At 35.7% G+C, this 24080-nt stretch carries 29 protein-coding genes and 1 pseudogene; 10 read left to right on the top strand and 20 right to left on the bottom strand.

Going from position 1 to position 24080, the window contains the following annotated elements:
• Positions 1-95: 95 nt before the first annotated feature.
• The 3 genes from I6L50_RS28760 to dnaE form a co-directional block, all read right to left on the bottom strand.
• A complete protein-coding gene (locus tag I6L50_RS28760) occupies positions 96-740 on the bottom strand; it encodes a FadR/GntR family transcriptional regulator (protein ID WP_002129364.1) in 645 nt (214 codons plus the stop codon).
• Between the two features lie 14 nt (positions 741-754).
• Positions 755-1963 carry an NADP-dependent malic enzyme gene (gene ystJ / locus I6L50_RS28765; protein WP_219303754.1) on the bottom strand — a complete coding sequence of 403 codons (1209 nt, stop codon included), beginning with the start codon at positions 1961-1963 and terminating at the stop codon, positions 755-757.
• A gap of 133 nt (positions 1964-2096) precedes the next feature.
• Positions 2097-5429 carry a DNA polymerase III subunit alpha gene (gene dnaE, locus I6L50_RS28770; RefSeq protein ID WP_219303652.1) on the bottom strand — a complete coding sequence of 1111 codons (3333 nt, stop codon included), beginning with the start codon at positions 5427-5429 and terminating at the stop codon, positions 2097-2099.
• A gap of 42 nt (positions 5430-5471) precedes the next feature.
• Here dnaE and I6L50_RS28775 point away from each other — a divergent pair, with 42 nt between their 5' ends.
• Entirely contained in the window at positions 5472-5885 is a 414-nt protein-coding gene (locus tag I6L50_RS28775) for a YtrH family sporulation protein (RefSeq protein WP_002015507.1), read from the top strand.
• The gene (ytrI, locus tag I6L50_RS28780) at positions 5882-6385 is read left to right on the top strand and encodes a sporulation membrane protein YtrI (protein ID WP_002088948.1); all 504 of its coding nucleotides are present in this window, start codon (positions 5882-5884) and stop codon (positions 6383-6385) included. The genes I6L50_RS28775 and ytrI overlap by 4 nt, the downstream gene beginning before the upstream one ends.
• Before the next feature lie 52 nt (positions 6386-6437).
• On the opposite strand, the gene I6L50_RS28785 is transcribed toward ytrI, so the two are convergent.
• Positions 6438-7370 carry a DHH family phosphoesterase gene (locus tag I6L50_RS28785; protein ID WP_219303655.1) on the bottom strand — a complete coding sequence of 311 codons (933 nt, stop codon included), beginning with the start codon at positions 7368-7370 and terminating at the stop codon, positions 6438-6440.
• A gap of 316 nt (positions 7371-7686) precedes the next feature.
• Between I6L50_RS28785 and I6L50_RS28790 the strand changes: the two genes are divergently transcribed.
• Positions 7687-7992 carry a YtpI family protein gene (locus I6L50_RS28790; protein ID WP_002138595.1) on the top strand — a complete coding sequence of 102 codons (306 nt, stop codon included), beginning with the start codon at positions 7687-7689 and terminating at the stop codon, positions 7990-7992.
• Positions 7993-7999: 7 nt separating this feature from the next.
• Here the strand turns inward: I6L50_RS28790 and I6L50_RS28795 are convergent, their stop codons facing one another.
• Both I6L50_RS28795 and I6L50_RS28800 read right to left on the bottom strand, forming a co-directional pair.
• Positions 8000-8263 (bottom strand): DUF3949 domain-containing protein, encoded by a 264-nt coding sequence (locus tag I6L50_RS28795; RefSeq protein WP_219303659.1) that lies wholly within the window; start codon positions 8261-8263, stop codon positions 8000-8002.
• A gap of 210 nt (positions 8264-8473) precedes the next feature.
• On the bottom strand, positions 8474-9787 hold the full coding sequence (locus I6L50_RS28800; protein ID WP_002088951.1) for a CBS domain-containing protein: 1314 nt from the start codon (positions 9785-9787) through the stop codon (positions 8474-8476).
• 244 nt (positions 9788-10031) lie between these two features.
• Here I6L50_RS28800 and I6L50_RS28805 point away from each other — a divergent pair, with 244 nt between their 5' ends.
• The gene (locus tag I6L50_RS28805) at positions 10032-10193 is read left to right on the top strand and encodes a hypothetical protein (RefSeq protein ID WP_088034667.1); all 162 of its coding nucleotides are present in this window, start codon (positions 10032-10034) and stop codon (positions 10191-10193) included.
• Positions 10194-10233: 40 nt separating this feature from the next.
• On the opposite strand, the gene I6L50_RS28810 is transcribed toward I6L50_RS28805, so the two are convergent.
• Positions 10234-10917 (bottom strand): metal-dependent hydrolase, encoded by a 684-nt coding sequence (locus I6L50_RS28810; RefSeq protein WP_113935787.1) that lies wholly within the window; start codon positions 10915-10917, stop codon positions 10234-10236.
• Between the two features lie 149 nt (positions 10918-11066).
• Here I6L50_RS28810 and pepQ point away from each other — a divergent pair, with 149 nt between their 5' ends.
• A complete protein-coding gene (pepQ, locus tag I6L50_RS28815) occupies positions 11067-12164 on the top strand; it encodes a Xaa-Pro dipeptidase (protein WP_219303661.1) in 1098 nt (365 codons plus the stop codon).
• Positions 12165-12193: 29 nt separating this feature from the next.
• On the opposite strand, the gene I6L50_RS28820 is transcribed toward pepQ, so the two are convergent.
• Positions 12194-12565: a DUF3221 domain-containing protein gene (locus tag I6L50_RS28820; protein WP_219303663.1), complete on the bottom strand. Its 372-nt coding sequence runs from the start codon at positions 12563-12565 to the stop codon at positions 12194-12196.
• A 20-nt stretch (positions 12566-12585) separates the two neighbouring features.
• Positions 12586-12960 (bottom strand): hypothetical protein, encoded by a 375-nt coding sequence (locus I6L50_RS28825; RefSeq protein ID WP_219303665.1) that lies wholly within the window; start codon positions 12958-12960, stop codon positions 12586-12588.
• Positions 12961-13053: 93 nt separating this feature from the next.
• On the opposite strand from I6L50_RS28825, the gene I6L50_RS28830 reads away from it, so the two are divergent.
• On the top strand, positions 13054-13884 hold the full coding sequence (locus I6L50_RS28830) for a DUF2785 domain-containing protein (protein WP_219303667.1): 831 nt from the start codon (positions 13054-13056) through the stop codon (positions 13882-13884).
• A 13-nt stretch (positions 13885-13897) separates the two neighbouring features.
• Here I6L50_RS28830 and I6L50_RS28835 read toward each other — a convergent pair whose 3' ends face one another.
• The 6 genes and pseudogenes from I6L50_RS28835 to I6L50_RS28860 all read right to left on the bottom strand — a co-directional run bounded on the left by I6L50_RS28835 (position 13898) and on the right by I6L50_RS28860 (position 16582).
• A complete protein-coding gene (locus I6L50_RS28835) occupies positions 13898-14104 on the bottom strand; it encodes a hypothetical protein (RefSeq protein ID WP_002129372.1) in 207 nt (68 codons plus the stop codon).
• A 63-nt stretch (positions 14105-14167) separates the two neighbouring features.
• Positions 14168-14458: pseudogene (locus tag I6L50_RS28840) on the bottom strand (anti sigma factor C-terminal domain-containing protein); the annotation flags it as partial.
• Positions 14459-14583: 125 nt separating this feature from the next.
• Positions 14584-15039: a GNAT family N-acetyltransferase gene (locus tag I6L50_RS28845; RefSeq protein ID WP_219303669.1), complete on the bottom strand. Its 456-nt coding sequence runs from the start codon at positions 15037-15039 to the stop codon at positions 14584-14586.
• Between the two features lie 71 nt (positions 15040-15110).
• Complete coding sequence (locus tag I6L50_RS28850) at positions 15111-15455, bottom strand: DUF6176 family protein (RefSeq protein WP_002067488.1); 345 nt, start codon at positions 15453-15455, stop codon at positions 15111-15113.
• Between the two features lie 3 nt (positions 15456-15458).
• Entirely contained in the window at positions 15459-16253 is a 795-nt protein-coding gene (locus I6L50_RS28855) for a GNAT family N-acetyltransferase (protein WP_219303670.1), read from the bottom strand.
• Positions 16250-16582, bottom strand: coding sequence for a cupin domain-containing protein (locus I6L50_RS28860; RefSeq protein ID WP_063260724.1), 333 nt, complete (start codon positions 16580-16582; stop codon positions 16250-16252). Before I6L50_RS28860 ends, I6L50_RS28855 begins: the two co-directional genes overlap by 4 nt.
• Before the next feature lie 143 nt (positions 16583-16725).
• Between I6L50_RS28860 and I6L50_RS28865 the strand changes: the two genes are divergently transcribed.
• Both I6L50_RS28865 and I6L50_RS28870 read left to right on the top strand, forming a co-directional pair.
• Entirely contained in the window at positions 16726-16989 is a 264-nt protein-coding gene (locus I6L50_RS28865) for a helix-turn-helix transcriptional regulator (RefSeq protein WP_002003636.1), read from the top strand.
• Positions 16986-17411 (top strand): hypothetical protein, encoded by a 426-nt coding sequence (locus tag I6L50_RS28870; RefSeq protein ID WP_002138610.1) that lies wholly within the window; start codon positions 16986-16988, stop codon positions 17409-17411. Before I6L50_RS28865 ends, I6L50_RS28870 begins: the two co-directional genes overlap by 4 nt.
• A gap of 51 nt (positions 17412-17462) precedes the next feature.
• Here the strand turns inward: I6L50_RS28870 and ald are convergent, their stop codons facing one another.
• The gene (gene ald, locus I6L50_RS28875) at positions 17463-18596 is read right to left on the bottom strand and encodes an alanine dehydrogenase (RefSeq protein WP_219303671.1); all 1134 of its coding nucleotides are present in this window, start codon (positions 18594-18596) and stop codon (positions 17463-17465) included.
• 214 nt (positions 18597-18810) lie between these two features.
• Positions 18811-19602: an SDR family oxidoreductase gene (locus I6L50_RS28880; RefSeq protein WP_219303672.1), complete on the bottom strand. Its 792-nt coding sequence runs from the start codon at positions 19600-19602 to the stop codon at positions 18811-18813.
• A 147-nt stretch (positions 19603-19749) separates the two neighbouring features.
• On the opposite strand from I6L50_RS28880, the gene I6L50_RS28885 reads away from it, so the two are divergent.
• Complete coding sequence (locus I6L50_RS28885; protein WP_002164984.1) at positions 19750-20208, top strand: universal stress protein; 459 nt, start codon at positions 19750-19752, stop codon at positions 20206-20208.
• 41 nt (positions 20209-20249) lie between these two features.
• On the opposite strand, the gene I6L50_RS28890 is transcribed toward I6L50_RS28885, so the two are convergent.
• Positions 20250-20957 (bottom strand): hypothetical protein, encoded by a 708-nt coding sequence (locus tag I6L50_RS28890; RefSeq protein WP_219303755.1) that lies wholly within the window; start codon positions 20955-20957, stop codon positions 20250-20252.
• 244 nt (positions 20958-21201) lie between these two features.
• Here I6L50_RS28890 and I6L50_RS28895 point away from each other — a divergent pair, with 244 nt between their 5' ends.
• Entirely contained in the window at positions 21202-21381 is a 180-nt protein-coding gene (locus I6L50_RS28895; protein WP_113935729.1) for a ProA domain protein, read from the top strand.
• 108 nt (positions 21382-21489) lie between these two features.
• Here the strand turns inward: I6L50_RS28895 and argH are convergent, their stop codons facing one another.
• Positions 21490-22878 (bottom strand): argininosuccinate lyase, encoded by a 1389-nt coding sequence (gene argH / locus I6L50_RS28900; RefSeq protein ID WP_219303673.1) that lies wholly within the window; start codon positions 22876-22878, stop codon positions 21490-21492.
• Positions 22875-24080 (bottom strand): argininosuccinate synthase, encoded by a 1206-nt coding sequence (locus I6L50_RS28905; protein ID WP_002088976.1) that lies wholly within the window; start codon positions 24078-24080, stop codon positions 22875-22877. The genes argH and I6L50_RS28905 overlap by 4 nt, the downstream gene beginning before the upstream one ends.

Here is a 24080-nt window from a genome sequence, read left to right on the forward strand (position 1 = left end):
TGTCTAATAACCTCTCTCTTTACGTTTAACTTTAACCGCTATGCGGTAGAATGTTTGTCATAACGTGTCATGGTCATTTCGACAAATTTTATACATTACGAGTGAAACTGTATATTCTCTACTAATTCATCGTAAATTTTTAACGCATCATTTTCTTGTTTCACTTCCAAAGTAGCATAAAGCTTTCTATACATTTCGATAGAATCTCCTGAAACTTCACAAGAAAGAGTTGCAACGTAATCATTTACGATCATCCAAATGCGATAGAGTAAATAATTATTGAATTGTTCAATAAGTGTTTTAAAGAACGTTTGATGAAGCACCGGAATTGAGCTTTCATTTTCTTCAAGCACTTGGTGTAATTTACTTAGTACTTCAGAAAACGTTTCTTTCGGTAAATTACATACAAGTCGAATCATATCTTTCTCAAGCAAGCGTTTTGTTTGTAATAAATCACGAATTGTTTTCTCATCTTGCAGCAAGAACGGAGCAATTAATTGTACAAGGCCGTTATCGTAAAAGTTTCGAATAAACGTTCCCTCACCACGTCTCGTTTCAATTAATCCTACCAGTTCTAACGCACGTAATGCTTCTCTTACAGAGGAACGTCCAACATTTAAGCGTGAACTTAACTCACGCTCAGATGGCAAACGATCCCCTGCTACTAAACAATCCTCTTCCATAATGGAACGGATTTTTTTTACAATTTCGAGATATACTTTTGTATTTGATGATGTCAATGGAAATTCCTCGCTTATTCTTTACCAATCAGCGCTAATTGTTTTGTTTTCTCAGCGACTTCATTTGGATCTACTTGACGGCGAGCTACTCCTGTCTCCATTGCTGCTTTCGCAACGTAAGCCGCTACTTGAGGCGCTACACGCGCGTCAAATGGTGCTGGAATGATATGATCTGCATTCAACTCATCCTCTGATACAAGCTCTGCAATGGCCTGTACAGCTGCCATCTTCATTTCTTCATTAATTTGTGTCGCATGTACATCAAGTGCACCGCGGAAAATACCTGGGAACGCTAGTACATTATTTACTTGGTTCGGGAAGTCAGAACGACCTGTTCCAACAACAGCTGCGCCCGCTGCTTTTGCCAATTCTGGCATAATTTCTGGAACCGGATTCGCCATTGCAAAAATAATTGCATCGTCATTCATTGTACGAACCATCTCTTCAGTTAATGCACCTGCTGCAGATACACCAATGAATACGTCCGCACCTTGTAAAACGTCAGCTAAAGAACCTTCTATACGACTCTTATTTGTATATTTTGCAACTTCATCTTTCACCGAATTCATACCGACAGGACGACCTTCATAGATTGCACCTTTACGGTCACACATAATAACGTCACGTACACCATAGCGATATAAAAGTTTAATGATTGCAATACCTGCTGCACCTGCACCATTTGCGACAACTTTAATGTCAGACATTTTCTTTCCAACTAACTTCAGCGCGTTCACAAGGCCTGCTACTGTTACGATAGCTGTTCCGTGTTGATCATCATGGAATATTGGAATGTTTGTCTCTTTTTTCAAACGTTCTTCAATAACGAAGCAGTTTGGCGCTGCGATATCTTCTAAGTTTACACCGCCAAAAGTTGGCTCCATTAATTTTACAGTTTCAACAATTTTATCTACATCGTTTGTATTTAAGGCAATCGGGAATGCATCTACACCAGCAAAGCTCTTGAATAATACAGCTTTACCTTCCATTACTGGAAGAGATGCTTCAGGTCCAATGTTACCAAGACCAAGTACAGCCGTTCCATCTGTCACAACTGCTACCATATTTCCCTTCATTGTATATTCATATACCTTACTTTTATCGTCATAAATTTCTTTACAAGGCTCTGCAACCCCTGGAGAATATGCAAGACTTAAATCTTTTGCATTTTCTACTTTTACTTTTGATACAGTTTCTAATTTTCCTTGATGCACTTTATGCATGTGAAGTGCTTCTTCACGAAGTGTTGACAAACTATCCACTCTCCTCAAATTATGCTTGCTGATATCAATTTCTCCAAGTGGTCTGACCACGAACACTACTACTATAATAATCGAAGTGTAGGGAGATTGTCCATTATATTTTCACAACGACATTTTCGTCACCGACAATTTCACGAAGTGCTCCTAGACATTCTTCACTTGGATGAATCGATAAACTTCGAGATAATTGTACCATTTTATGTTCCTTTTCATAATAAATTAGTACTTTCGTAAAACCTGAATAATCAAACAATATTTTCGTAACTTGATTTACAAGCTTTTTTTCATATTGAGACGGCAATTTCACGTAAACAGACGCTTCTTTCATCCCTTCATAAACATCCATTTCTTCTAGCGGATATAGTCCATTCACGATCCATTGCAACTTATGATTTCTTTGCTCGATCGTACCATCAACTAAAACGATTGCACCTTCTTGTAACCTGTCTGAAAAATGTATATACGTTTCTGGAAAAATAACGGCTTCCATTTCATCATTTTGATCACAGAATGTAATAAACGCCATCTTTTGCAACTTTTTCGTACGAATAACTTTCACACTTGTTATATATACGATCGCTCTGTGTACTTTTTTCTTATGTCGCATCGCCTGAGCAAGAGATGGAATTTCTAATTTTTTTCCTAGCTCCGCATACTGCGCTGTCGGATAGCTAGATAAATAAAAACCGAGTGCTTCCTTCTCTTTATTTAACTGTTCAATAAAGGATAGCTCTTCTCCTTGTACGTATTTTGATTTCGGAACAGCATCCCCTAAATCAAAATCACGTGCAAGGTTTGCATACTCCAACGCTCCTTTAAGACTTCTCCATAACGTCGTCCTCGAAACACCAAAACCGTCAAAACAACCAGACCAGACAAACGCTTCTAAATTTCGCTCTGTTACAAATTTTGATGGCATACGAAGACAAAACTCAAATAAATCTTCGAACATTTTTTCCTCTCGTTCTTCGAGTAATGCCGTCACGGTAGCCATTCCGATATTCCGAATCGAAAGTAAACTATATCGAATCGCATTCCCTTCTATTTGGAAGTTGTAACCACTTCTCTGAAGAGACGGCGGTAAAACGTGAAAACCTTTCCGCTTCGTTTCTCGTACATACTGCACAATCTTATCTTCATTTCCAATTGCACTTGATAATAACGCAGTCATAAATTCCAGCGTATAATTTGCTTTTAAATATGCAAGCTGATATCCGATCATACTGTAAGCTACAGCGTGACTTCGGTTAAAACCGTAATTCGCAAATCTTACAATTAAATCATAAATTTGTTCTGAAGATGTCTCATCGTATCCGTTTTCCAAACAACCTTGAACAAAATGCTTACGTTCTTGATCTAAAATATCACGATTCTTTTTACTCACTGCACGGCGCAGCAAATCCGCTTCTCCAAGCGAAAATCCAGCTAACTTCGATGCGATTTGCATAATTTGTTCTTGGTATACAATTACGCCGTATGTTCTTTCTAAAATCGGCTTTAAATCCGGATGTAAATATTCAATTTGTCTTTTCCCATGCTTCGATTCAATAAAGGTTGGAATTTGTTCCATCGGTCCTGGTCTGTATAACGAGTTAACAGCGACTATGTCTTCAAATTCATTCGGTTTTAACCCACGAAGTACATTTCGCATACCACCTGATTCAAGCTGGAATACACCTGTTGTATCCCCTCTTCCTAACAATTGAAACGTCTTTTCATCTTGCAGAGGTAAATTTCTTATATCAATTTGTTTCCCAGTTTTTTCAACAATAAATTTTATAATATTTTCAAGTAACGTTAAATTACGTAAGCCTAAAAAGTCCATCTTGAGCAATCCAAGTTCTTCTAATGCATCAGCTGGATATTGCGTAACATAAACATCGTTATGCCCTTCTTGAATCGCTACACTTCCCGTTAACGGTTCTTGGCTCATAATAACGCCAGCTGCATGAATAGACGTATGACGCGGTAATCCCTCTACACGTTTTGCAATTTCAAACACACGCTCATGTAACAGATTCCCTTGTATAAACTCACGGAGCGATTGCGATTCCTCATATGCATCTCTTAACGTTATACCAAGCTTTGATGGGATAAGTTTTGAAAATATGTCAATATCTCTTGGCAGGAGCCCCATTACACGAGCAATGTCTCTAATTGCGGCTTTCGCTGCAAGAGTTCCGAACGTTACAATTTGAGCAACACGAAGCTGACCATATTTATCTTTCACATATCGAATCATCTCATCACGTCTTATATCTGGAAAATCAATATCAATATCTGGAAGTGTCACACGTTCAGGGTTTAAAAACCTTTCAAATAATAATTCATATTCAATCGGATCAATATCTGTAATTTCCAATACGTAAGAAACGAGTGAACCAGCTGCCGATCCACGGCCTGGCCCAGTTAAAATATGATTTTCATGTGCATATTTCATAAAGTCCCATACGATGAGGAAATAATCGCTAAATCCCATACGAGAAATAACATTTAATTCATGATTCAAACGTCCTATATGCGCTTCTTTCGGCGTACCATAGCGTTTCTGCAAGCCTTCTTCACAAACACGACGCAAATACGTATCACTCGTCTCGTTAGATGGAACAGGAAATTTCGGTAATTGATTTACATGGAAAGGAATTTCTACTTGGCAACGTTCCGCGATTGTTATTGTATTTTGAACCGCTTCCTCAGCATGAGAAAATAGTGCTCCCATTTCATCCGATGACTTTAAATAATACTGATCCGTTTTCATTCTCGGTCTATCTGGATCAGTCATTTTCGTTCCGCCTTCAACAGATAATAAACATTCATGAACAAGTGCGTCACTTTGATTAATATAGCGAACATCATTTGTTGCAACGACTGGAACGTTTACCTTATTAATAAATTCAGGCAGTTTTTCTTGTAAAAGCAGTTCATCTTGAATTGCATGATGCTGCAAACTTATATAAAAATTGCTGAACATATTTTGATACGTATGAGCTACTTCTTCAGCCTGACTCTCTTTGTCTTCTAATAATAGCTGTTCAATCTCTCCATCTTTCCCTGGTGAAATTGCAATTAACCCCTTCGCATAATGAGCAAGCCACTTCTTCGGGATACCTTCTTTTGACTTCGTCATAATGCTGCTAGAGATTTTTAATAAGTTTTGATAGCCTATTTCATTCTCAGCAAGTAAGACAAGTGGATAAGACCTTTCTTCTTCTTCACTAAAAATAGAAGCTGTTAAGCCGATAATAGGCTGTATACCATTTTTCTTGCATGCTTTATAAAACGGAATAACTCCATACATAACATTTTCATCTGTAATGGCCAGCGATGAAAATCCAAGCTCTTTCGCCCGAATGACAAGCTCATCAATTTTACAAGCACTTTTTAATAAACTAAAAACGGTTTGACATTGTAAATGCACAAACTTCACTGTTGTACCCTCTCTTTACCTATGTGACTACTTTTATTATAGGTGATGAGGAAAGCGGAAATCAAAACATACTTCTCATACTTTGTCCATATATATGAAGAAGAAAGGGGAATGACGATGGATGTAAGAGAACATACTTTTTTCTCTCTGCTTATTATTAGTTATTTTATTGCCTTTGGAGTTATACTTGGTGGTTCATTAATAGGCGGATTTGGTGCATTTCTCATCGGAAAACCAACTCTAACTTATATTAATCAATTCGCCCAAAATTTAAGAATTTGGGCACTCGTTGCAGCAATTGGCGGAACGTTCGATACCTTTTATAGCTTTGAAAGAAGCTTCTTTGGCGGAGATATGAAAGATATCGTAAAACAAATTCTCCTTATTTTTTTTGCAACTGGCGGTATGCAAACTGGTCTTATTATTATTAAATGGCTTACACAGGAACATGTATGAGAGTACCCAGTGCCAATACAGCCAAAAGGTGGTATTTAGTTTTAGCTGGCGCTGCTGTTGGAGGAGTTTTGAGCTGGTTTGTTTTTTTGTACATATACGGTGTTTTTCAAGAAGAACAAACTAGTAAAATAGCAGAACAAAAAGAAATTATCGAAAAACAAGAAGCAAAACTCCACGTCCTTCTCGAAGACCAAGAGAAATTGAACACAGAAAATAAACGGCTCTTAACAATTCAAGAAATCAAAATAAAAATTATAAATCGAAAAAAATATGATTTAGACAATCTTACACTTGAAAACATGACCACTTCTATCCATAATGATCTCCAGCATCTTTTAACGAAAAACATTCAAAGCATCGCAAAAAATAAAGACCTGCTCAAAAAAGTCATCGAAAATAAAACGTACAAACATTACGATCGTATATACCGCTTTAAAGTAGACACAGTCTCTTTTGATACCGTACTTGAAATTAGTATTGATATAGAGAAAGAAAAATAAAAAAAAGGAGGGCTTCAGTGCCTCTCCTTCTCTTTCGTTCAACATACAATTTTTATCTACACAGCTCACGTAAATCAGCAAACAGGCGATCTGCTTCTTCCCAAGAAGATGCTTTTGCACCAGAAGCCATCGGATGTCCTCCGCCATTATATTGCATTGCTAACTTATTAATAACTGGTCCTTTTGAACGAAGACGAACACGAATAACATCATCTTCCTCTAAAAATAGAACCCACGCCTTTAATCCATCAATATTACCAAGTGCCCCGACAACACCAGATGCTTCAGTAGAAAGTACATCAAACTCTTCTAGTACCTCTTTCGTTAATTTAATGTACGCTGCACCTTCTTCTACCATCGTAAAGTTTTGTAAAATATAACCGTTTAAACGAGCAATTTTTTCTTTCGTTTTATACATTTCATTGTATAAATCTGTGAATTTTACATCCATGTCAACGAGTTCACTTACGTAACGAAGTGTTTTCGCTGTTGTATTCGGGAATAAGAAACGACCTGTATCCCCAACAATACCCGCTAAAATAAGACGAGCTGCTTCTTTCGTTATCTGTAATCCTTTATCTTTTCCATAACTGTAAAACTCATAAATCATTTCACTTGTAGAACTTGATGTCGTATCTACCCACGTAATATCTCCGTACGGATCTTCATTCGGATGATGATCAATTTTAATTAGCATCTTCCCTTTTGCATAGCGTTGATCGTCAACACGTTCTTGGTTCGCAGTATCACATACGATAACAAGTGCATCTTCATATACACTATCTTCAATATCATCCATTACTCGTAAAAACGCTAAAGAAGGCTCGTTGTACCCAACCATATAAATATTTTTCTCTGGAAACGATTCTTGCAGAATTGTACCAAGTCCGCACTGAGAACCTAACGCATCCGGATCCGGACGTACATGACGATGAATAATAATTGTATCAAACTCTTTAATTGCTCCTAAAATTTGCTCATGCATATGTATAATCTCCTTTTTATTCAACTTCTTCATTTTATCCCGCATTAACGTGTAGTAAGACTCCCACCTCAAAAGTATTAAAAACAATGGGGCAAAATTAATTTGGAGCCTGGATGCACGTAAAAGCCCGATTGGTGAGGGCTAATAATTAGTACGTGGGATCTCCCCACACTAATTAAAGTTTTACTTTATCCCCCATTATAACGGAAAACATTTCATACATGCGAACAATTGCTTTATAATAAAAATTAGAAAGTTTAGATTTTTCTTTTTTTCTAAAATATTATTTTTATACCAATCGATGGGAGCGTGTATTATGCCAATATTCGTCTTTTGTATTATCATCTCATTTGTGTTGTACCTCTTCTACAAAACAAAGTTCTTTCGTACAAACCGTCCAATGGAGAAAGGTTGGCTCTCAGGAAAATCCGCAATGGCACTCGGCTTATTCGTCCTATTCTTTGGGATAAACCAATTCTTTTTAGAACTTTCAACTGCACGCATTATCGTTGGTGTTTTGTTTATTTTACTTGGCAGCGCGAGTACATTTAATGGATTCCGCCAATATAAACATTTTCTACCATTAGCAGTCAAAGAAGCCGAATCTTATAAAACAACGTAAAAAAGCATCAACATTGTGATGCTTTTTTACGTCCCTTCACTTTCAAAATCATATATGCAACAAACGCAGATGGTATATTAAAGGGATTACCTTGCACGTGAAAATGTAATTGTTCTTCTTCAAAAGACATCTGTTTGTATAGTTCTTGCTGAGATAATCCTGTTCGTTTCTTTTTTTCATTTAATCCTTGTAAGTATAAGTATTGAATTGGTATCATCACAAGGAAATAAAAGAGTGCGATACTACCAAAAAAGAGTAATTCTGCTGACATATTGCATCCCCTTCCGACATCCATTATCTTACAATCTAATTATATCATAGTATACATTCTAAACGAATTAATATTCTGTTTTTTCTAATTATACAATCATCTCTCCTTATATATATTTCCCGCTAAAACTCTTCCACATCTTTAGTAATAACTTCCAAACTCAATAAAACAAAAAAGATGGAACAAACCAAAGCGGTCTGCTCCATCTTTTTATTTATCGATCAACTGCACCATAAGTAATGCTTTCCCGACAACATTACCTTCATGATGCACTTCTACATCAATCTTACCAAATTTACGCCCAATTTCTAATACTTTCGGATGAACTGATACAACATTATCAATTTGAACTGGCTTTACGAAATAAATGGTTAAGTTTTCAACAATTAAATCGCTCTTCTTCTGCGCACGAATGACACGGTTTGTTGCTTCTGTCACAATTGTTGTGAATACACCGTAAGATAACGTCCCGATTGAATTCGTCATTTGTGGCGTCACTGAAAATTGATACAAATGCTCATTTTTCGCTTCTTTCGGCGTCATAAATTGGTTCGTTACAATGTCATCAATTGTTTCCCCAACTTGCGGTTGACGTTGAATCATTTGCAACGCCTGAAGTACATCTTGGCGACTAATGATCCCTTGCAATTTATTCCCTTCTTCCACAACAGGAAGTAACTCAATACCTTCCCACACCATCATACGTGCTGCAGCTGCGACAGACATTTTTCCGTTCACCGTAATTGGATGCTTTGTCATCACTTTATCAATTGGTGTTTCTTTCACGACACCAATCATATCTTTTGAAGTTACAATACCTAACACCTTTTTATTTTCATCAACAATTGGATAACGTCCATGCATCGTTTCTTCATTATACGCATGCCATTGCTGTACTGTATCATTTGGCTTTAAATATAACGTTTCTTCAATTGGCGTTAAAATATCTTCAACGAGTACAATTTCTTTCTTGATAAGTTGATCATAAATTGCACGGTTAATTAACGTTGCGACCGTAAATGTATCATAACTACTTGAAATAATTGGAAGCTTTAATTCGTCTGCTAATTTCTTCACATGGTCTTCCGTATCAAATCCGCCCGTAATTAACACTGCTGCCCCAGCTTCTAGTGCTAATTGATGTGCGTTCGTACGGTTACCGATGATAAGTAAATTCCCTGCTTCTGTATAGCGCATCATCGCTTCTAATTTCATAGCCCCGATTACGAATTTATTTAATGTTTTATGTAGTCCTTCTCTACCTCCAAGTACTTGACCATCGACAATGTTAACGACTTCTGCATATGTCAGTTTTTCGATATTCTCTTTCTTCTTTTGTTCAATTCGAATTGTTCCGACACGTTCAATTGTACTAACATACCCTTTATTTTCTGCGTCTTTAATTGCACGGTAAGCTGTCCCTTCACTTACACTCAAATCTTTCGCAATTTGCCTCACAGAAATTTTATGCCCTACCGGCAGGCTATTAATATGTTCTAAAATTTGATTATGTTTGGTAGCCAAATGGTTTCACCATACTTTCTTTTCCCTAAATTCTTCATGTGTTGTATTTTCAGTATACTATATTTTCAAAACTGTTACACTCTCTCTTTATATGCCTGTACCATTTTTTTTATAACAAAATACCCCTTACATTCCACCAGTCATTCTATTACAACAATGTAATGCTGTTGTCATCTCGTTCGATAGTTTGTCCACCCGATTCCATATACAATTAAGACAAGAAATGAAACAAAGGAGCGAATACATGATGAAAAAATTTTTAGAGGTTGTAGGTGCTGTATTTTTAGCTTTCGTAGATGGGAAAAAAGTTGCAATGGAGTTGAATGAAACACCCGAACAGCCACGTACAAAACGAGAAGAATCAGCTAAACAAATACAGACTTTAAAAACTGTACTACACACATAAAAAACCCTTCACTTGTCATTTCAAATGAAGGGTTTCTTTTTTATAGTGTAATACTTTCTCCAGCTTCTAATACTTTCCCTGTACAATTTTGTAGCTTTTCTACAAATTGATATGGATCTTGTTCAATAACTGGGAACGTATTGTAATGCATCGGTACAACTGTTTTCGCCTCTATCCATTTTGCTGCTAACACAGCATCTTCTGGCCCCATTGTGAAATTATCGCCAATTGGTAAAAATGCTAAATCAATATTATTCAGTTCTCCAATTAACTTCATATCAGAGAATAAAGCAGTATCTCCTGCATGATATACCGTTTTCTCCTCTGCTGTAAACAAAATACCAGCTGGCATACCTGTATATGTAATCGTCTTATTTTCTTCATCAATATAACTAGAGCCGTGGAATGCTTGAGTAAATTTCACTTTTCCAAAGTCAAATTCATGTGAACCACCAATATGCATTGGATGTGTATTTACACCTTGCCATCCTAAAAATGTCGCTAATTCAAACGGTGCCACAACGACCGCATTATTGTTCTTTGCTAACGCTACTGTATCCCCAACATGATCACCGTGTCCGTGCGATAAAATAATCGCATCAACTTTTACATCTTCAGCCTTTAAATCTGTTTTCGGATTTCCCGTTAAAAATGGGTCAATTAAAATAACTTTTCCATTCGTTTCAATCTTTACAACTGAATGCCCGTGATACGATACTTTCATCATTACATTCCTCCCCTATTCACATTCTCACTTTTTATTCTACATGATTTCTCAATTCCCTGTCTTTTCTAACATCGATTTACTTGTCATAACGCTTTCCTCCGATGTAAAGTTATATTTGTAATTAAATATCTCGGGGGTGCCAATCGATGAATGCTAGATTAGAAAATTTAATGCAATGGCTAAAAGAAAAAAACGTAGAAGCTGCGTTCTTAACTTCTACACCGAACGTTTTCTACATGACAAACTTCCACTGTGAACCACATGAAAGACTACTTGGTATGTTCGTATTCCAAGAAAAAGAGCCTATTTTAATTTGTCCTAAAATGGAAGAAGGCCAAGCGCGTAACGCTGGCTGGGCACATGAGATTATCGGATTTACTGATACGGACAGACCATGGGATATGATTGCAAAAGCAATTAAAGATCGCGGTATTGATGCAAATGCAGTTGCAATTGAAAAAGAGCATTTAAACGTAGAACGTTACGAAGAATTAACAAAGTTATTCCCAAATGCAGCTTTCAAATCAGCTGAAGAGAAAGTTCGCGAGCTTCGCTTAATTAAAGACGAAAAAGAACTTTCTATTTTGCGTGAAGCGGCTAAAATGGCAGATTATGCTGTTGAAGTTGGTGTAAATGCAATTAAAGAAAATCGTAGTGAGCTAGAAGTATTAGCAATTATTGAGCATGAATTAAAAACAAAAGGCATCCATAAAATGTCATTCGATACGATGGTATTAGCAGGTGCAAACTCTGCTCTTCCACACGGTATTCCAGGTGCAAACAAAATGAAACGCGGTGATTTCGTACTATTTGATTTAGGTGTAATCATTGAAGGTTATTGCTCTGACATTACGCGTACAGTAGCATTTGGTGATATTTCTGAAGAACAAACTCGCATTTACAACACTGTACTTGCTGGACAACTACAAGCAGTTGAAGCATGTAAACCAGGTGCTACATTTGGCGCAATCGATAACGCTGCTCGCTCTGTTATCGCAGATGCAGGTTACGGCGACTTCTTCCCGCACCGCCTTGGTCACGGACTTGGAATTAGCGTACACGAATATCCAGATGTAAAAGCTGGTAACGAGTCTCCATTAAGAGAAGGTATGGTCTTCACAATCGAGCCAGGTATTTACGTACCAAACGTAGGCGGCGTTCGTATTGAAGATGATATTTATATCACAAAAGACGGATCAGAAATCTTAACGAAATTCCCGAAAGAATTACAATTTGTGAAATAATAAAAAAGGTAGCGTGATTGCTGCCTTTTCTATTTCTCTACTATTTCAAATTTCTCTACAATCATTTTTGATGGATAACTCTCAAGTGTTTGAGAAGACCATACTTTTATTTTATCCCCTGTTTTTAATTGATTATATGCGTCTTTATTCTTAAAACTCAAGACTGTATGTGATGGATGCTCTTTATTCATTTGTTGTTCCATATAATTTTGCAACTCTACTTTTGTTTTAAAAGTTTTATCACTGTCAAAAAATATTGTGCTATTTCTCAATATTACATACCCTTCTTTAGGTTCTTCTTTTACTCCTACTTGCTCCACTGTTTTCGTAGTACACGCTGATAATATGATTAGAAGTACACTTAAAAATATATGCATAGAAATTTTCATATTTCTATTCATTTTTAATCCCTCACTCTTCGCTATTTCCGCTTTAAAACCATCTTCTCTTCATACTTATCATCCCATTTAATCACAACCTCTATCGGTTCACCTTTAGATAAAGGCGCACAACTTACACAAGATGATTTCATTTCAATCCTTGCCCCTTTATGACTTTCTGACGTTTGTGTCATTGTACTAAACGCTTCATTAATAGCAATCTCTAAATTTTTTAATTCTGTATTTCCATCTCCGCCTTTATACTGAAACGTAAACATTCCATCTTCACTGTCATCCTTAATATGCCCTTTATATTGCCCCGTCCAACTTTTGCTCTCGCTAGAAAAAGTAACATACGAAAGCGAACAACTCCCTAAAAAGAAAATACTAATGAAAAAGAATAATGCTCTCTTCATAATGCCCCTCCATTCAAAAGCATTTATTTATTGTCTATTTCTTCCTCTTATTATATTATAAAAATACAGAATTTTCTAAAACAGGAGGTTTATATGTTACAACAACAGTTAGAAGAAATTCGTAATAATAATTACATAATGGATAACACAATTAACATTGATGCTTTAAGTTCAAATATGCTTAAACATATCGGTGTTACTGATAGCTATTTAAGAGACAAACTCATCTACTCTACTTTTTATCATCTCATCAAAAAGGACTACATTTCACACACACAATTACAGAAACTATTATTAGAAAGCATTAGTGAAAAATATTTATTGTATAGCATTCATTCGGATGACGAAGATGCTGTATTTACCCGTGCATTTACAACATTATTAATCGCACTCATTATTGATGCTGATACAAATCATAATTTCTTATCACAGACTGATATTTTAAATGTAAAAGATAAATTAATTCTATATATGAACAAAGAACAGGATTTCCGTGGGTATGTACAAGACCAAGGCTGGGCACATAGTATCGCTCATGCTTCCGATACATTTGAGGCACTTGTTAATAATCCTAAACTGGAAACTTCACATTACGAAAAAATACTACAAACTTTATTAAACAAAGTTTGTGTCCATTCCATTTATTACAAATATGAAGAAGATGAGCGTCTCGTTTATCCGATTGTCATAATGCTGCAAAATGGCTTGGAGGAAGAAATACTCATATTAGCCCTTCGTGATCTAGTAGCTCAATTACAAGTTCAAAAACCGACACTACATATTGACTCGTATGAATTTCTATACGGAAATATAAAATCTTTCTTGCGCAGCTTATTTTTCAAATTACGTACAATGTCTATATGTAAAAAAACTGAACGTGAAGTTGAAAAATTACTACAAGAACTTCATAAATATTATTACTAAAAAAGAAGGCCACTCAAAAAGTGCCTTCTTCTATCTCACTAATATTTATTTGAAATTTCACGATCCAAACTGAGAAAAGGTGGACAAGAAACGCAAACACCATACATGCTCCGCTTAAAAAAGTTAATATAGGATGCGAATACACATGCCCTAATCCATAAGATGCTCCTACGAAAAACATTGTTATGTAAATATAAATTGCTCCATGTATTTGCCTCATATAAGCCTCCTTTTCCCATATTATAACATAAATTTTCTGATTATTCACATTAATTAATTGTGATCAATATTTCTCAACTGTTACGCCTCTTACAGCCGCCTTAATATATGGTGCTCCTTGTAAACCTTGTAAATCCTCTGTTTTCCCTGTTACGACTACACCGTATATTGGTAGGTCTTTTGGTTTCGTGTTTTTTATTTCTTTATAATATTGTTCAAAATAATCACTTGGTATACCTTCACTATTTTTTGCTAAATACTTCATTTGGTATAGAAATTCTTTTGAGTTTATTGTTATATCGTTTTTCATATCTTCTTTCACTTTTGAATAACTTCCTTCAAATCCAAAAACATTTTCATAATAAAAAGCACATCCATTTTAATGTACTTCTCACATATATTTTAATTTTTCAACATACAAATCAATTTTTTCGAAATAAAAACTTCCACTCATTTAAAAGATATATTCTCATAATATCTTTATGATTTAGTTGTCATAATAATTGAACGTGGATAAAATCCCAGCTTTTGATAAAACGATACAGCTTCATTTCCGTACACTACTATTAATTCAATGTCATCTACTTGCTTTTCTTTAAACCATTCCACTGCACTATTCATTAATTTCAAACCGTATCCGTTTCTTCGATATTTTTCATCAACAAATAAAACTTCAATCTTCCCACTTACGCTTTTACTATACGCTATACAAAAGCCTAATATATTATCTGTTTCTGACTCAATCAATAGTTCAATTCTATATTCTCCGTACTTTGAATTTTTTTTATAATCTTCAATACGTTCCTCAAATGTCATTCTTGGATAATCACCAGAAAAATATTTTGATTTACTGTTATGATATTCATGCAATTTATCTAATGAGTCTCTGATTATCTCTATTTCATCGAGAGTGATATATTTATGACTAATTCGCATCTTACAGCATCTCCAATAATATATATTTCACCAAAAAAGAGGATGGTTTATCTTTACAAAATACTACTCTATTATTTCATCACTTCTTTCACAACATCTTGAATCATAACAACTTCTGTTTCCATATCAACAGACGGTGTTTCTTCATCAATACATTCATACCAAAACGCTAAATGCTTTTTATCAATTTCATGATGAGAATTTTCGACAAGAGCCCCGCCTTCTCCTTGCACAGAATACCAATATAAGTACTCTTCTCCATCTCTTATTTCCCGGAAAATTGTCTCTACATACATCTTTTCGTCGTTTAATGTCAAAAGCACTTCTTTCATATTATCATTAAGAAGCTGCATCCATTCATCTACGCGATGACTTTTACCTGGCTTGACTTTGAATCTTGTTAATTCTACGTTCATCTTTTATTCCCCCATTTTCTTGCGGACAAACAAAACATATTCTACTGGATTATGGAAGCTTAATTTACTAGCTAATTTTTGCGATGGAATGTTATCTACATTACAATCCCAGCATGGTGTAATATCATTTTGTATACACTGTTCAATGAAACGTGTTGCGACAGCTTGAGCTAACCCTTTCCCTTGATGTGCTTCATGTGTTGCAATATCAATTTCAGCAAAACCATTCCCGCTAAATATTGAGACGCATTCGGCTACAATCATCCCATCTTGTTCCATACAAAAACCAAAGCCGTTATTTAAAAACACGTCTTTTGATCCCCAATATTCTTTGTAATAATCCTCTGTAAATTCATTACTTCGTTCTATATCACTTTTATCAATACGTTTAATTTCATATGTATTTTTGTTTAATTCTATTTTTCTATCTTCAAAAAATTCTCTTTGAAATTGAAATGTCATTCGTGGGATTTTCCGAAATGTATTACTAAAGCACTCTTCAATCATCATTTCCCACTCTTCACTCGAAGTGAAGAGTGTAAATCGTTTCTCTGTTTTTTCAATAGCCACTTTTAAATATGCAAATAGATCTTCGTTATAATTTTGATCATCCGTATCACCAAATAAATAATAGATACCATTAGCTGTACGAATTAATCCTGCTGTTAACTTCTCGTTGGCAAAAATCTCACCATCTATCATTTGGTCACATACCGCATAAGCAAACGTCGTTGTTCTTGTATTACTTTCTAAAATCGGAATGATTTTTCTATACTCGGCTACAGATAATTTTTTCATAACTGCTCCACTTTAATTGTATCAGCTTCTATATTTTCAAAACAAAGATTTACTGTTCTCTTTAATGCTCTCGTTCTATGAATCGTGCATGCTGGAATTAAGATAGAATCATTTGGCTTTAAAACCGCCGTCTCTCCATCTTCAAAATCGATAAGTAGTTCTCCCTCTAACACAATGAATAATTCATCCGAATTAGAATGGTAGTGCCAATCATATTCACCAGTAAATACAGCGATTCGTAAGCAATGACTATTTATATTTGAAACGACGAAGTTTTTATGTTGATCTTGAATATCTTTTGTTAACTCTAATAGATTTACTGTTTCCAAAGTTCTTCCCACCCAATCCCCTCTTCTAATTTCCTTTTTTTATTCAATTCCAAATTATCACAAAAAACAATATCAAAACAAGCTATATTTCACGTAAAGTTTTATTTACTTTTTGTAAAGTTTCATTTACTTATTACCTAAAAATGGATATAATAAATGTAACAAATTTACAAAAAGGAGACTTTGTATATTTGATTAAAAATAAGGTGAAACAATTCCGCGTCGTTAGAGACATCACCCAAGAGCAATTAGCTTCCTCTGTTCAAATCACTAGACAATCCCTCATCGCTATCGAGAAGAATAAATACAACCCAAGTTTAGAATTAGCATTGAAATTATGTGAGTTTTTCAACTGTAAAGTAGAAGATTTATTTCAATTAGATAAAACTGGGGAGGAAAAAGAATGAAAAATACTTTTAATCAAGAGTTCATTTCGCATCTTACCATTTTATTGTTAGGTTCAACTTTTCTTTATTTCGATAATAATGATGAAGAAAAGATTAGTTCTGTCCTTCTATTCGCTGGCGTATACATACTCTTAGCCTTAATACTATTCGTAGTGAAACGAATATTCTTTAAGAAAAAAAAGAACGATTCCGAGAAATATCCATTACCTGAAATGGATGAAAGAATCGAGAAGATGAGTTTAAAACTTATGGCACAAATTTTCGGCCTATCTCATTTAATCGGTTCTGCAATACTATTTATTTTATATATCACTGACAAAAATTCGATGATACGAGTTGAGTATGCCTTGTATTACTTGTTCGGCATTCTTTTCTTTACAATGATGTTCGGCTTGAAAATTGTGAAGAAATTAGATAATTAGTTTAAACAAAAAGACCCTTCCTACAAAGGAAAGGTCTTTATTTTATTTCTATTATGATAAAGCAGGAGCTTTTTCAAGAAGCTCTTTCGCATCAGCGTATTGTAAGCTGTGCGCTTCTGCAACTGCTTCGAATGTTACGTAGCCATCTAATGTGTTAATACCTTTTAATAATGCAGTGTTGCCTAGGCAAGCTTCTTTGTAGCCTTTGTTAGCAATTTGTACTGCATATGGTACTGTTACGTTTGTTAATGCAAGAGTTGATGTACGTGGAACCGCACCTGGCATATTTGCAACTGCATAATGAACAACGCCATATTTTTCGTAAGTTGGGTTGTCATGAGTTGTAATACGGTCAGTTGTTTCGAAAATACCACCTTGGTCAATCGCGATATCTACAACGACAGAACCTGGTTCCATTGATTGAATCATTTCTTCTGTTACAAGTTTTGGCGCTTTTGCACCTGGGATTAATACTGCACCGATTACAAGATCAGATTCTTTTACAGCTTCTGCAATGTTATACGGGTTAGACATTAACGTTTTTACTTGGTTTCCAAAAATGTCATCTAATTGACGAAGACGTTCTGCACTTAAGTCGATGATTGTTACATCTGCACCTAAACCTACTGCAATTTTCGCTGCGTTTGTACCAGCTTGACCACCGCCGATAATTGTTACTTTGCCGCGTTTCACCCCTGGAACGCCTGCAAGTAAAATACCTTTTCCGCCTTTGTTTTTCTCAAGGAACTGTGCACCGATTTGCGCAGACATACGACCAGCTACTTCACTCATTGGTGCAAGTAATGGTAAAGAACGATTGTCTAATTGTACTGTTTCGTATGCGATTGATACCACTTTGTTATCAATTAATGCTTTCGTTAATTCTGGCTCTGGAGCTAAGTGTAAGTATGTGAATAAAATTAAACCTTCGCGGAAATAGCCGTATTCACTTGCAACTGGCTCTTTTACCTTCATAACCATATCTTGATTCCATGCTTCTTCAGCAGTTTCAACAAGTTTCGCACCAGCTTGTACGTATTCTTCATCTGTAAAGCCTGATCCTACACCTGATCCTTTTTGAACAAAAACTTCATGACCATTTTGTACTAAATGTACAGCTCCCGCTGGCGTCATTGCCACGCGGTTTTCATTGTTTTTAATTTCTGTTGGAATACCGATACGCATTATTAGTTCCCCCTTGAGTTATGAAATGACCCCTGAATCATTTTTTAAAGCGCTTTCTATACTCTTATATTCTAACATAATATCTCAATATTTGACAAAAAAATAATACAAGTTTTCCGATAGATTTAATCTTACATGAAAGGACAGTATTATCCGTACCTCTCAGTATAAAGGATAAACTGTCCAATTATTCGAAACTTCACTTTATTTAATTCTATCGATGTCTATGAATAACATCAACAGCGCCTGTTACTTCAATAATCGTGCCAGTAATCATATCAGAATCGTCCTCACATAAAAACGAAATGGTTCTTGCGATATCTTCCCCTGTTCCAGATCTACCAATTGGTGTGTTACTACCTTTCAGATTTCGTGCTTCTTCAATCGTTGCCTCTTTCATTTCACCAATTATATCACCAGGACATACCATATTCGAAGTAATACCGTATTCAGCTTCTTCGTATGCGACTGTTTTCGTTAAAGAAACAAGTCCGACTTTCGCAGCTGCAAAGGCTGAACGATAAATCCATCCAGGCGCGCTATCTGCCCCTTGAAATCCATAGTTAATAATACGGCCAAATTGCTGGTTTCTCATAATCGGTACGACAAGTTTTAATAAATGAAACACCGCTGTTAAATTACCCTGGATCATTTCATTCCATTCGTCTTCTTCGTAATCGACTAATTTTTTCCTTTCAAATACGTAAGGACCAGCATTATTAATTAAGAAGTCAATTTTGCCAAAACGACTCATCGCTTCTTCTACTATTTTATGTAAATCTTCCTTTTTCGTGACATCAGCTTGCACGAACTGTAGACGTTCTTCCATATTTTTATATGTTTCTTTCATTGTTTCCATAGCACTTGTATCGCTATGATATGTTACTGTTACTGAATATCCTTTATCCAATAACTTTTCTGTTACTTGCTTTCCTAAACCTTTCGTACCGGCTGTAATGAGCGCGTGTCTCACAAACATGCCTCCTTTTAAATTGCTATACTCCATATGTAACAAGTTCTCGCTTCAATTACAACTAAAATGAATTGAAACAAAGTTTTCAAAATTCTGTAACGTTTCCGACAAGCACATTACCAAAATTTGTTTTATAATAAAGTTGTAAACGGTAATAAAAATGATTGGGAGGAATTTACTATGAATAATACATATACAAATATTTTAATTGCGGTGGACGGTTCTAAAGAAGCAGAAAAAGCCTTTAAAAAAGCAATTCAAGTTGCAAAACGAAACAACGCAACATTAACAATTGCTCATATCGTTGATGTAAAAGCATACTCAGCAGTAGAGGCTTATAGCCGCGCAATTGCTGAACGTGCAAATCTATTTGCAGAAGACTTATTAGAAGACTACAAAAAAACTGCGCTTGAAGCTGGTCTTGAAAAAGTAGAAACTGTATTAGAATTTGGTAATCCTAAATCTAAAATTTCAAAAGAAATCGCTCCAAACAATAAAGTGGATTTAATTATGTGTGGTGCAACTGGTTTAAATGCTGTAGAACGTTTCCTAATTGGTAGCGTCTCTGAACATATTATTCGCTATGCGAAATGCGATGTCCTTGTTGTTCGTGGTGATGAGGAGCAAGGTGATCTTTAATTTATAATTAAAACACCAAGTCCACATGGGCTTGGTGTTTTTCATTTCACAAACTTCACTATAAATACAAGACAAGCCACAACAACAACGGTAACTGCCAACACATAGGGCGGAAGGAATTTCAAAGACCATAGCGCCATCATTATCGTCGCAACAGTTAAATACGTTTGCTTTGCATCTTCTGTCATTTTTTTACGAAGTAAGAAAACATACACATAACCGATTGGCGGCGTAATGAAGCAAAGAACATATATAATTTTTGATTTTAAATACCACTTTTGTTCGCCAAGTTTCTTTATGTCTTCTTCTATTCTCTTACTCTCTTGTTCTCTCACTTCTTCTTCAATCGGATCTTCCTCTACTCCTCGCCTTTCTTTCATATAAGGAAGAAAATGCATGAAAAAATAACATGCAAATACAATTGCCCAAAATTCAATATCCAATCTTTCTGGTGGAATATGCTCACTAAAAAATGCAGCAGCAATCACTAAAGAAAAACAATACGTTGTCATCCAAAATGAACGTTTTCTCTTTTTCCGTTCTATTTCTTTTTTACCTTTTACTTCTTGTACTTTCTTTTTTCTAGAAAGCCATACAGAAATACAGCAATCTACTACAAATAAAGTAAAGATAAATATTGCTATATGCATTGTCGTTACATTCTCAAATGAAAATACTTCTGGGAATGCAACGTGTAATACAATTAGCGTGTACAAAATTAACCCTACAAAATAAAGTGAAACTTTAATCAGTGGGGGTTTTGTTCATCCCCCACTGATTATTAGTTGAACCAATCGGGCTTTTACGGGCAGTTGATCCCCCACCTAACTTCTTTGCTTTCGCTGAATTTTGAGGTGGGGGTCTTACTGCCCGTTAATGCGGGATAAATACGTCTCATTTTCCATTCCTTTCTTATTTCCTAACATTACATTAACATACATTTTTTAGAAATAGACGGACAAAATATATGTGTTTAGAAAAGGAGGATGCTACATGGATGATTATGAACGTATTATTTTAGATGTGAATGATACAGAACTCGAAATGTTAAATACGATTCGCGAGCATTTTAAAGAAAAACATGGTGTTGAACTAAGCCACGGTGCATTGCTTCGAGATTTAATGGATATTGAATACATTCGAATTACAGAAGATCGACACAAGTATGATTAATCAATGAAGCTTTAAGCCTAGAACATATTGTTCTAGGCTTAATTAAATCCATACGAAAAGGTAAGGTACTTTCTAAAAAAGCACCTTACCTTCTATATCATATATCATTTAACTTCCAACAAACTCTATTGCTAACCCCTTAGCCTTCTCCAAAGCCTTTTCAATCTGCTCAAACCCTGTCCCACCAGCACTGTTACGACGCTTTACAGCTGCATAAGGTGAAAGAACTTCATATAAATCTTCTTCAAATAACGGACTCATTTCTTTATACGTTTCAAGTGGTACATCTAATAAATAGATTCCTTTTTGCGTACAATGAAGAACTAGTTTCCCGACAATTTCATGAGCTTGACGGAACGGCAGTCCCTTGCTTGCTAAATAGTCGGCAATTTCTGTTGCGTTAGAGAAGTCTTGCGTCACAGCTTGCCCCATTTTTTCTTTGTTTACAGTCATCGTTTCAAGCATGCCTGCCATAATATGAAGGCATCCTTCTACTGTTTTCACTGTATCAAACATTCCTTCTTTATCTTCTTGTAAGTCTTTATTGTAAGCGAGTGGCAATCCTTTCATTACTGTAAGTAAACTGAATAAATTACCGTATACTCTGCCCGTTTTACCACGAATAAGTTCCGCCATATCCGGATTTTTCTTCTGCGGCATAATACTGCTTCCTGTTGCGTATTGATCGCTCATTTCAATAAATTGAAACTCTTGGCTACTCCATAAAATAAGTTCTTCGCAAAAGCGTGATAAGTGCATCATAAGCATAGATGAGTTACTTAAAAACTCCAGTATGAAATCACGATCACTTACCGCATCTAAACTATTTTCATAGATTCCATTAAATCCAAGAAGCTCCGCACTATACTCTCGGTCAATCGGGAATGTTGTACCAGCTAGTGCTCCTGCTCCTAATGGTGAAATGTTAATACGCTTTAACGAATCTTCATAACGATTCACATCGCGCTCTAACATCCAAAAGTAAGCAAGAATATGATGCGCAAATGAAATTGGCTGTGCACGTTGCAAGTGCGTATAGCCGGGCATAATTGTTTCAATGTTATTTTCCGCTTGATGAACAAGAACAGTTTGCAATTGTTTTGTAGCTTTTATAATATCTTCTACTTTTTCTTTTAAATACAAATGCATATCTGTCGCTACTTGATCGTTACGGCTTCGACCTGTATGAAGTTTCCCTCCTGCTTCACCGATTCTTTCAATTAACATCTTTTCAATATTTAAATGAATGTCCTCAGCCTCGACTGAGAAATTCAATTTATTTCGTTTCGCTTCCTCTAGTAAATATTGAAGCCCTATCTTTATTTTCTCTGCTTCCTCTTTCGTAACGATGCCTTGCTTTGCTAACATCGTTACATGTGCGATACTCCCTTTTATATCTTGATTTACTAATTGTTGATCAAAGGAGATGGATGCTCCAAACTCTTCAACCCACGCTTCCGCTTCTTCTGTAAAACGTCCGCCCCAAAGTTTGCTCACGCTTCCACCTTCTTTTGATTCACTTGGCTGTATACTTTCGTAGGTAAACCGAATAATGAAATGAATCCAACTGCTGCATCATGATTAAATTCATCCTGGGCAGTATACGTTGCTAATTTTTCATCGTATAAAGAGTACTCAGATTTACGCCCTTCTACAATCGCATGACCTTTAAATAATTTCACACGCACTGTACCTGTTACATTTTTTTGCGTTTCTTGTAAGAAAGCATTGAGCGCTTGTTTTAAAGGTGAGAACCATAAACCGTTATAAATTAATTCTGTTAGTTTTTGCTCAATCATCGGTTTGAAATGAGCGACCTCTTTCACAAGTGTTAAATCTTCAAGTTCTTTATGCGCTGTTATTAATGTCATTGCTGCTGGGCATTCATATACTTCACGAGATTTAATACCGACAAGGCGATTTTCTACATGGTCGATACGTCCAACGCCATGTTTGCCAGCAAGTGCATTTAACGTTTTAATTAGTTCTGAAAGTGGGTATGCAGTGCCGTTTAAAGTCGTCGGTACTCCTGCTTCAAATCCGATTTCTACAAACTCTGGTTTATTCGGTGTATCTTCTAATGCCAACGTCATCTCGTATGCGTCTTCTGGCGGCGCTGCCCATGGATCTTCTAAAATTCCACATTCGTTGCTGCGTCCCCATAAGTTTTGATCGATTGAAAACGGGCTATCTAAATTAATTGGAATCGGTATATCATTTTCTTTTGCATATGCAATTTCTTCTTCACGTGACCATTTCCATTCACGTACGGGCGCAATAACTTCTAAATATGGATTCAACGCTTGAATAGAAACTTCAAAACGAACTTGGTCATTCCCTTTCCCTGTACATCCATGTGCAACTGCACTTGCGCCTTCCTGCTCTGCAATTTCTACTAATTTTTTTGCAATAAGCGGACGAGATAATGCAGAGACAAGAGGATATTTCCCTTCGTATAACGTGTGAGCTTGCATCGCTATCAATGCATATTCATTCGCATATTCTTCTTGAACATCAATCATATATGATTTAATTGCACCTACTGAAAGTGCTTTTTCTTTTACAAACGCTAAGTCTTTACCTTCCCCTAGATCTAAGCAAAGCGCGATAATATCATAATTTTTTTCTTGTAACCATTTAATCGCAACGGAAGTATCAAGACCTCCGGAATATGCTAACACAACTTTTTTCTTCTCCAT

Source organism: Bacillus sp. FDAARGOS_1420 (assembly GCF_019344915.1).
Lineage (GTDB): Bacteria > Bacillota > Bacilli > Bacillales > Bacillaceae_G > Bacillus_A > Bacillus_A mycoides.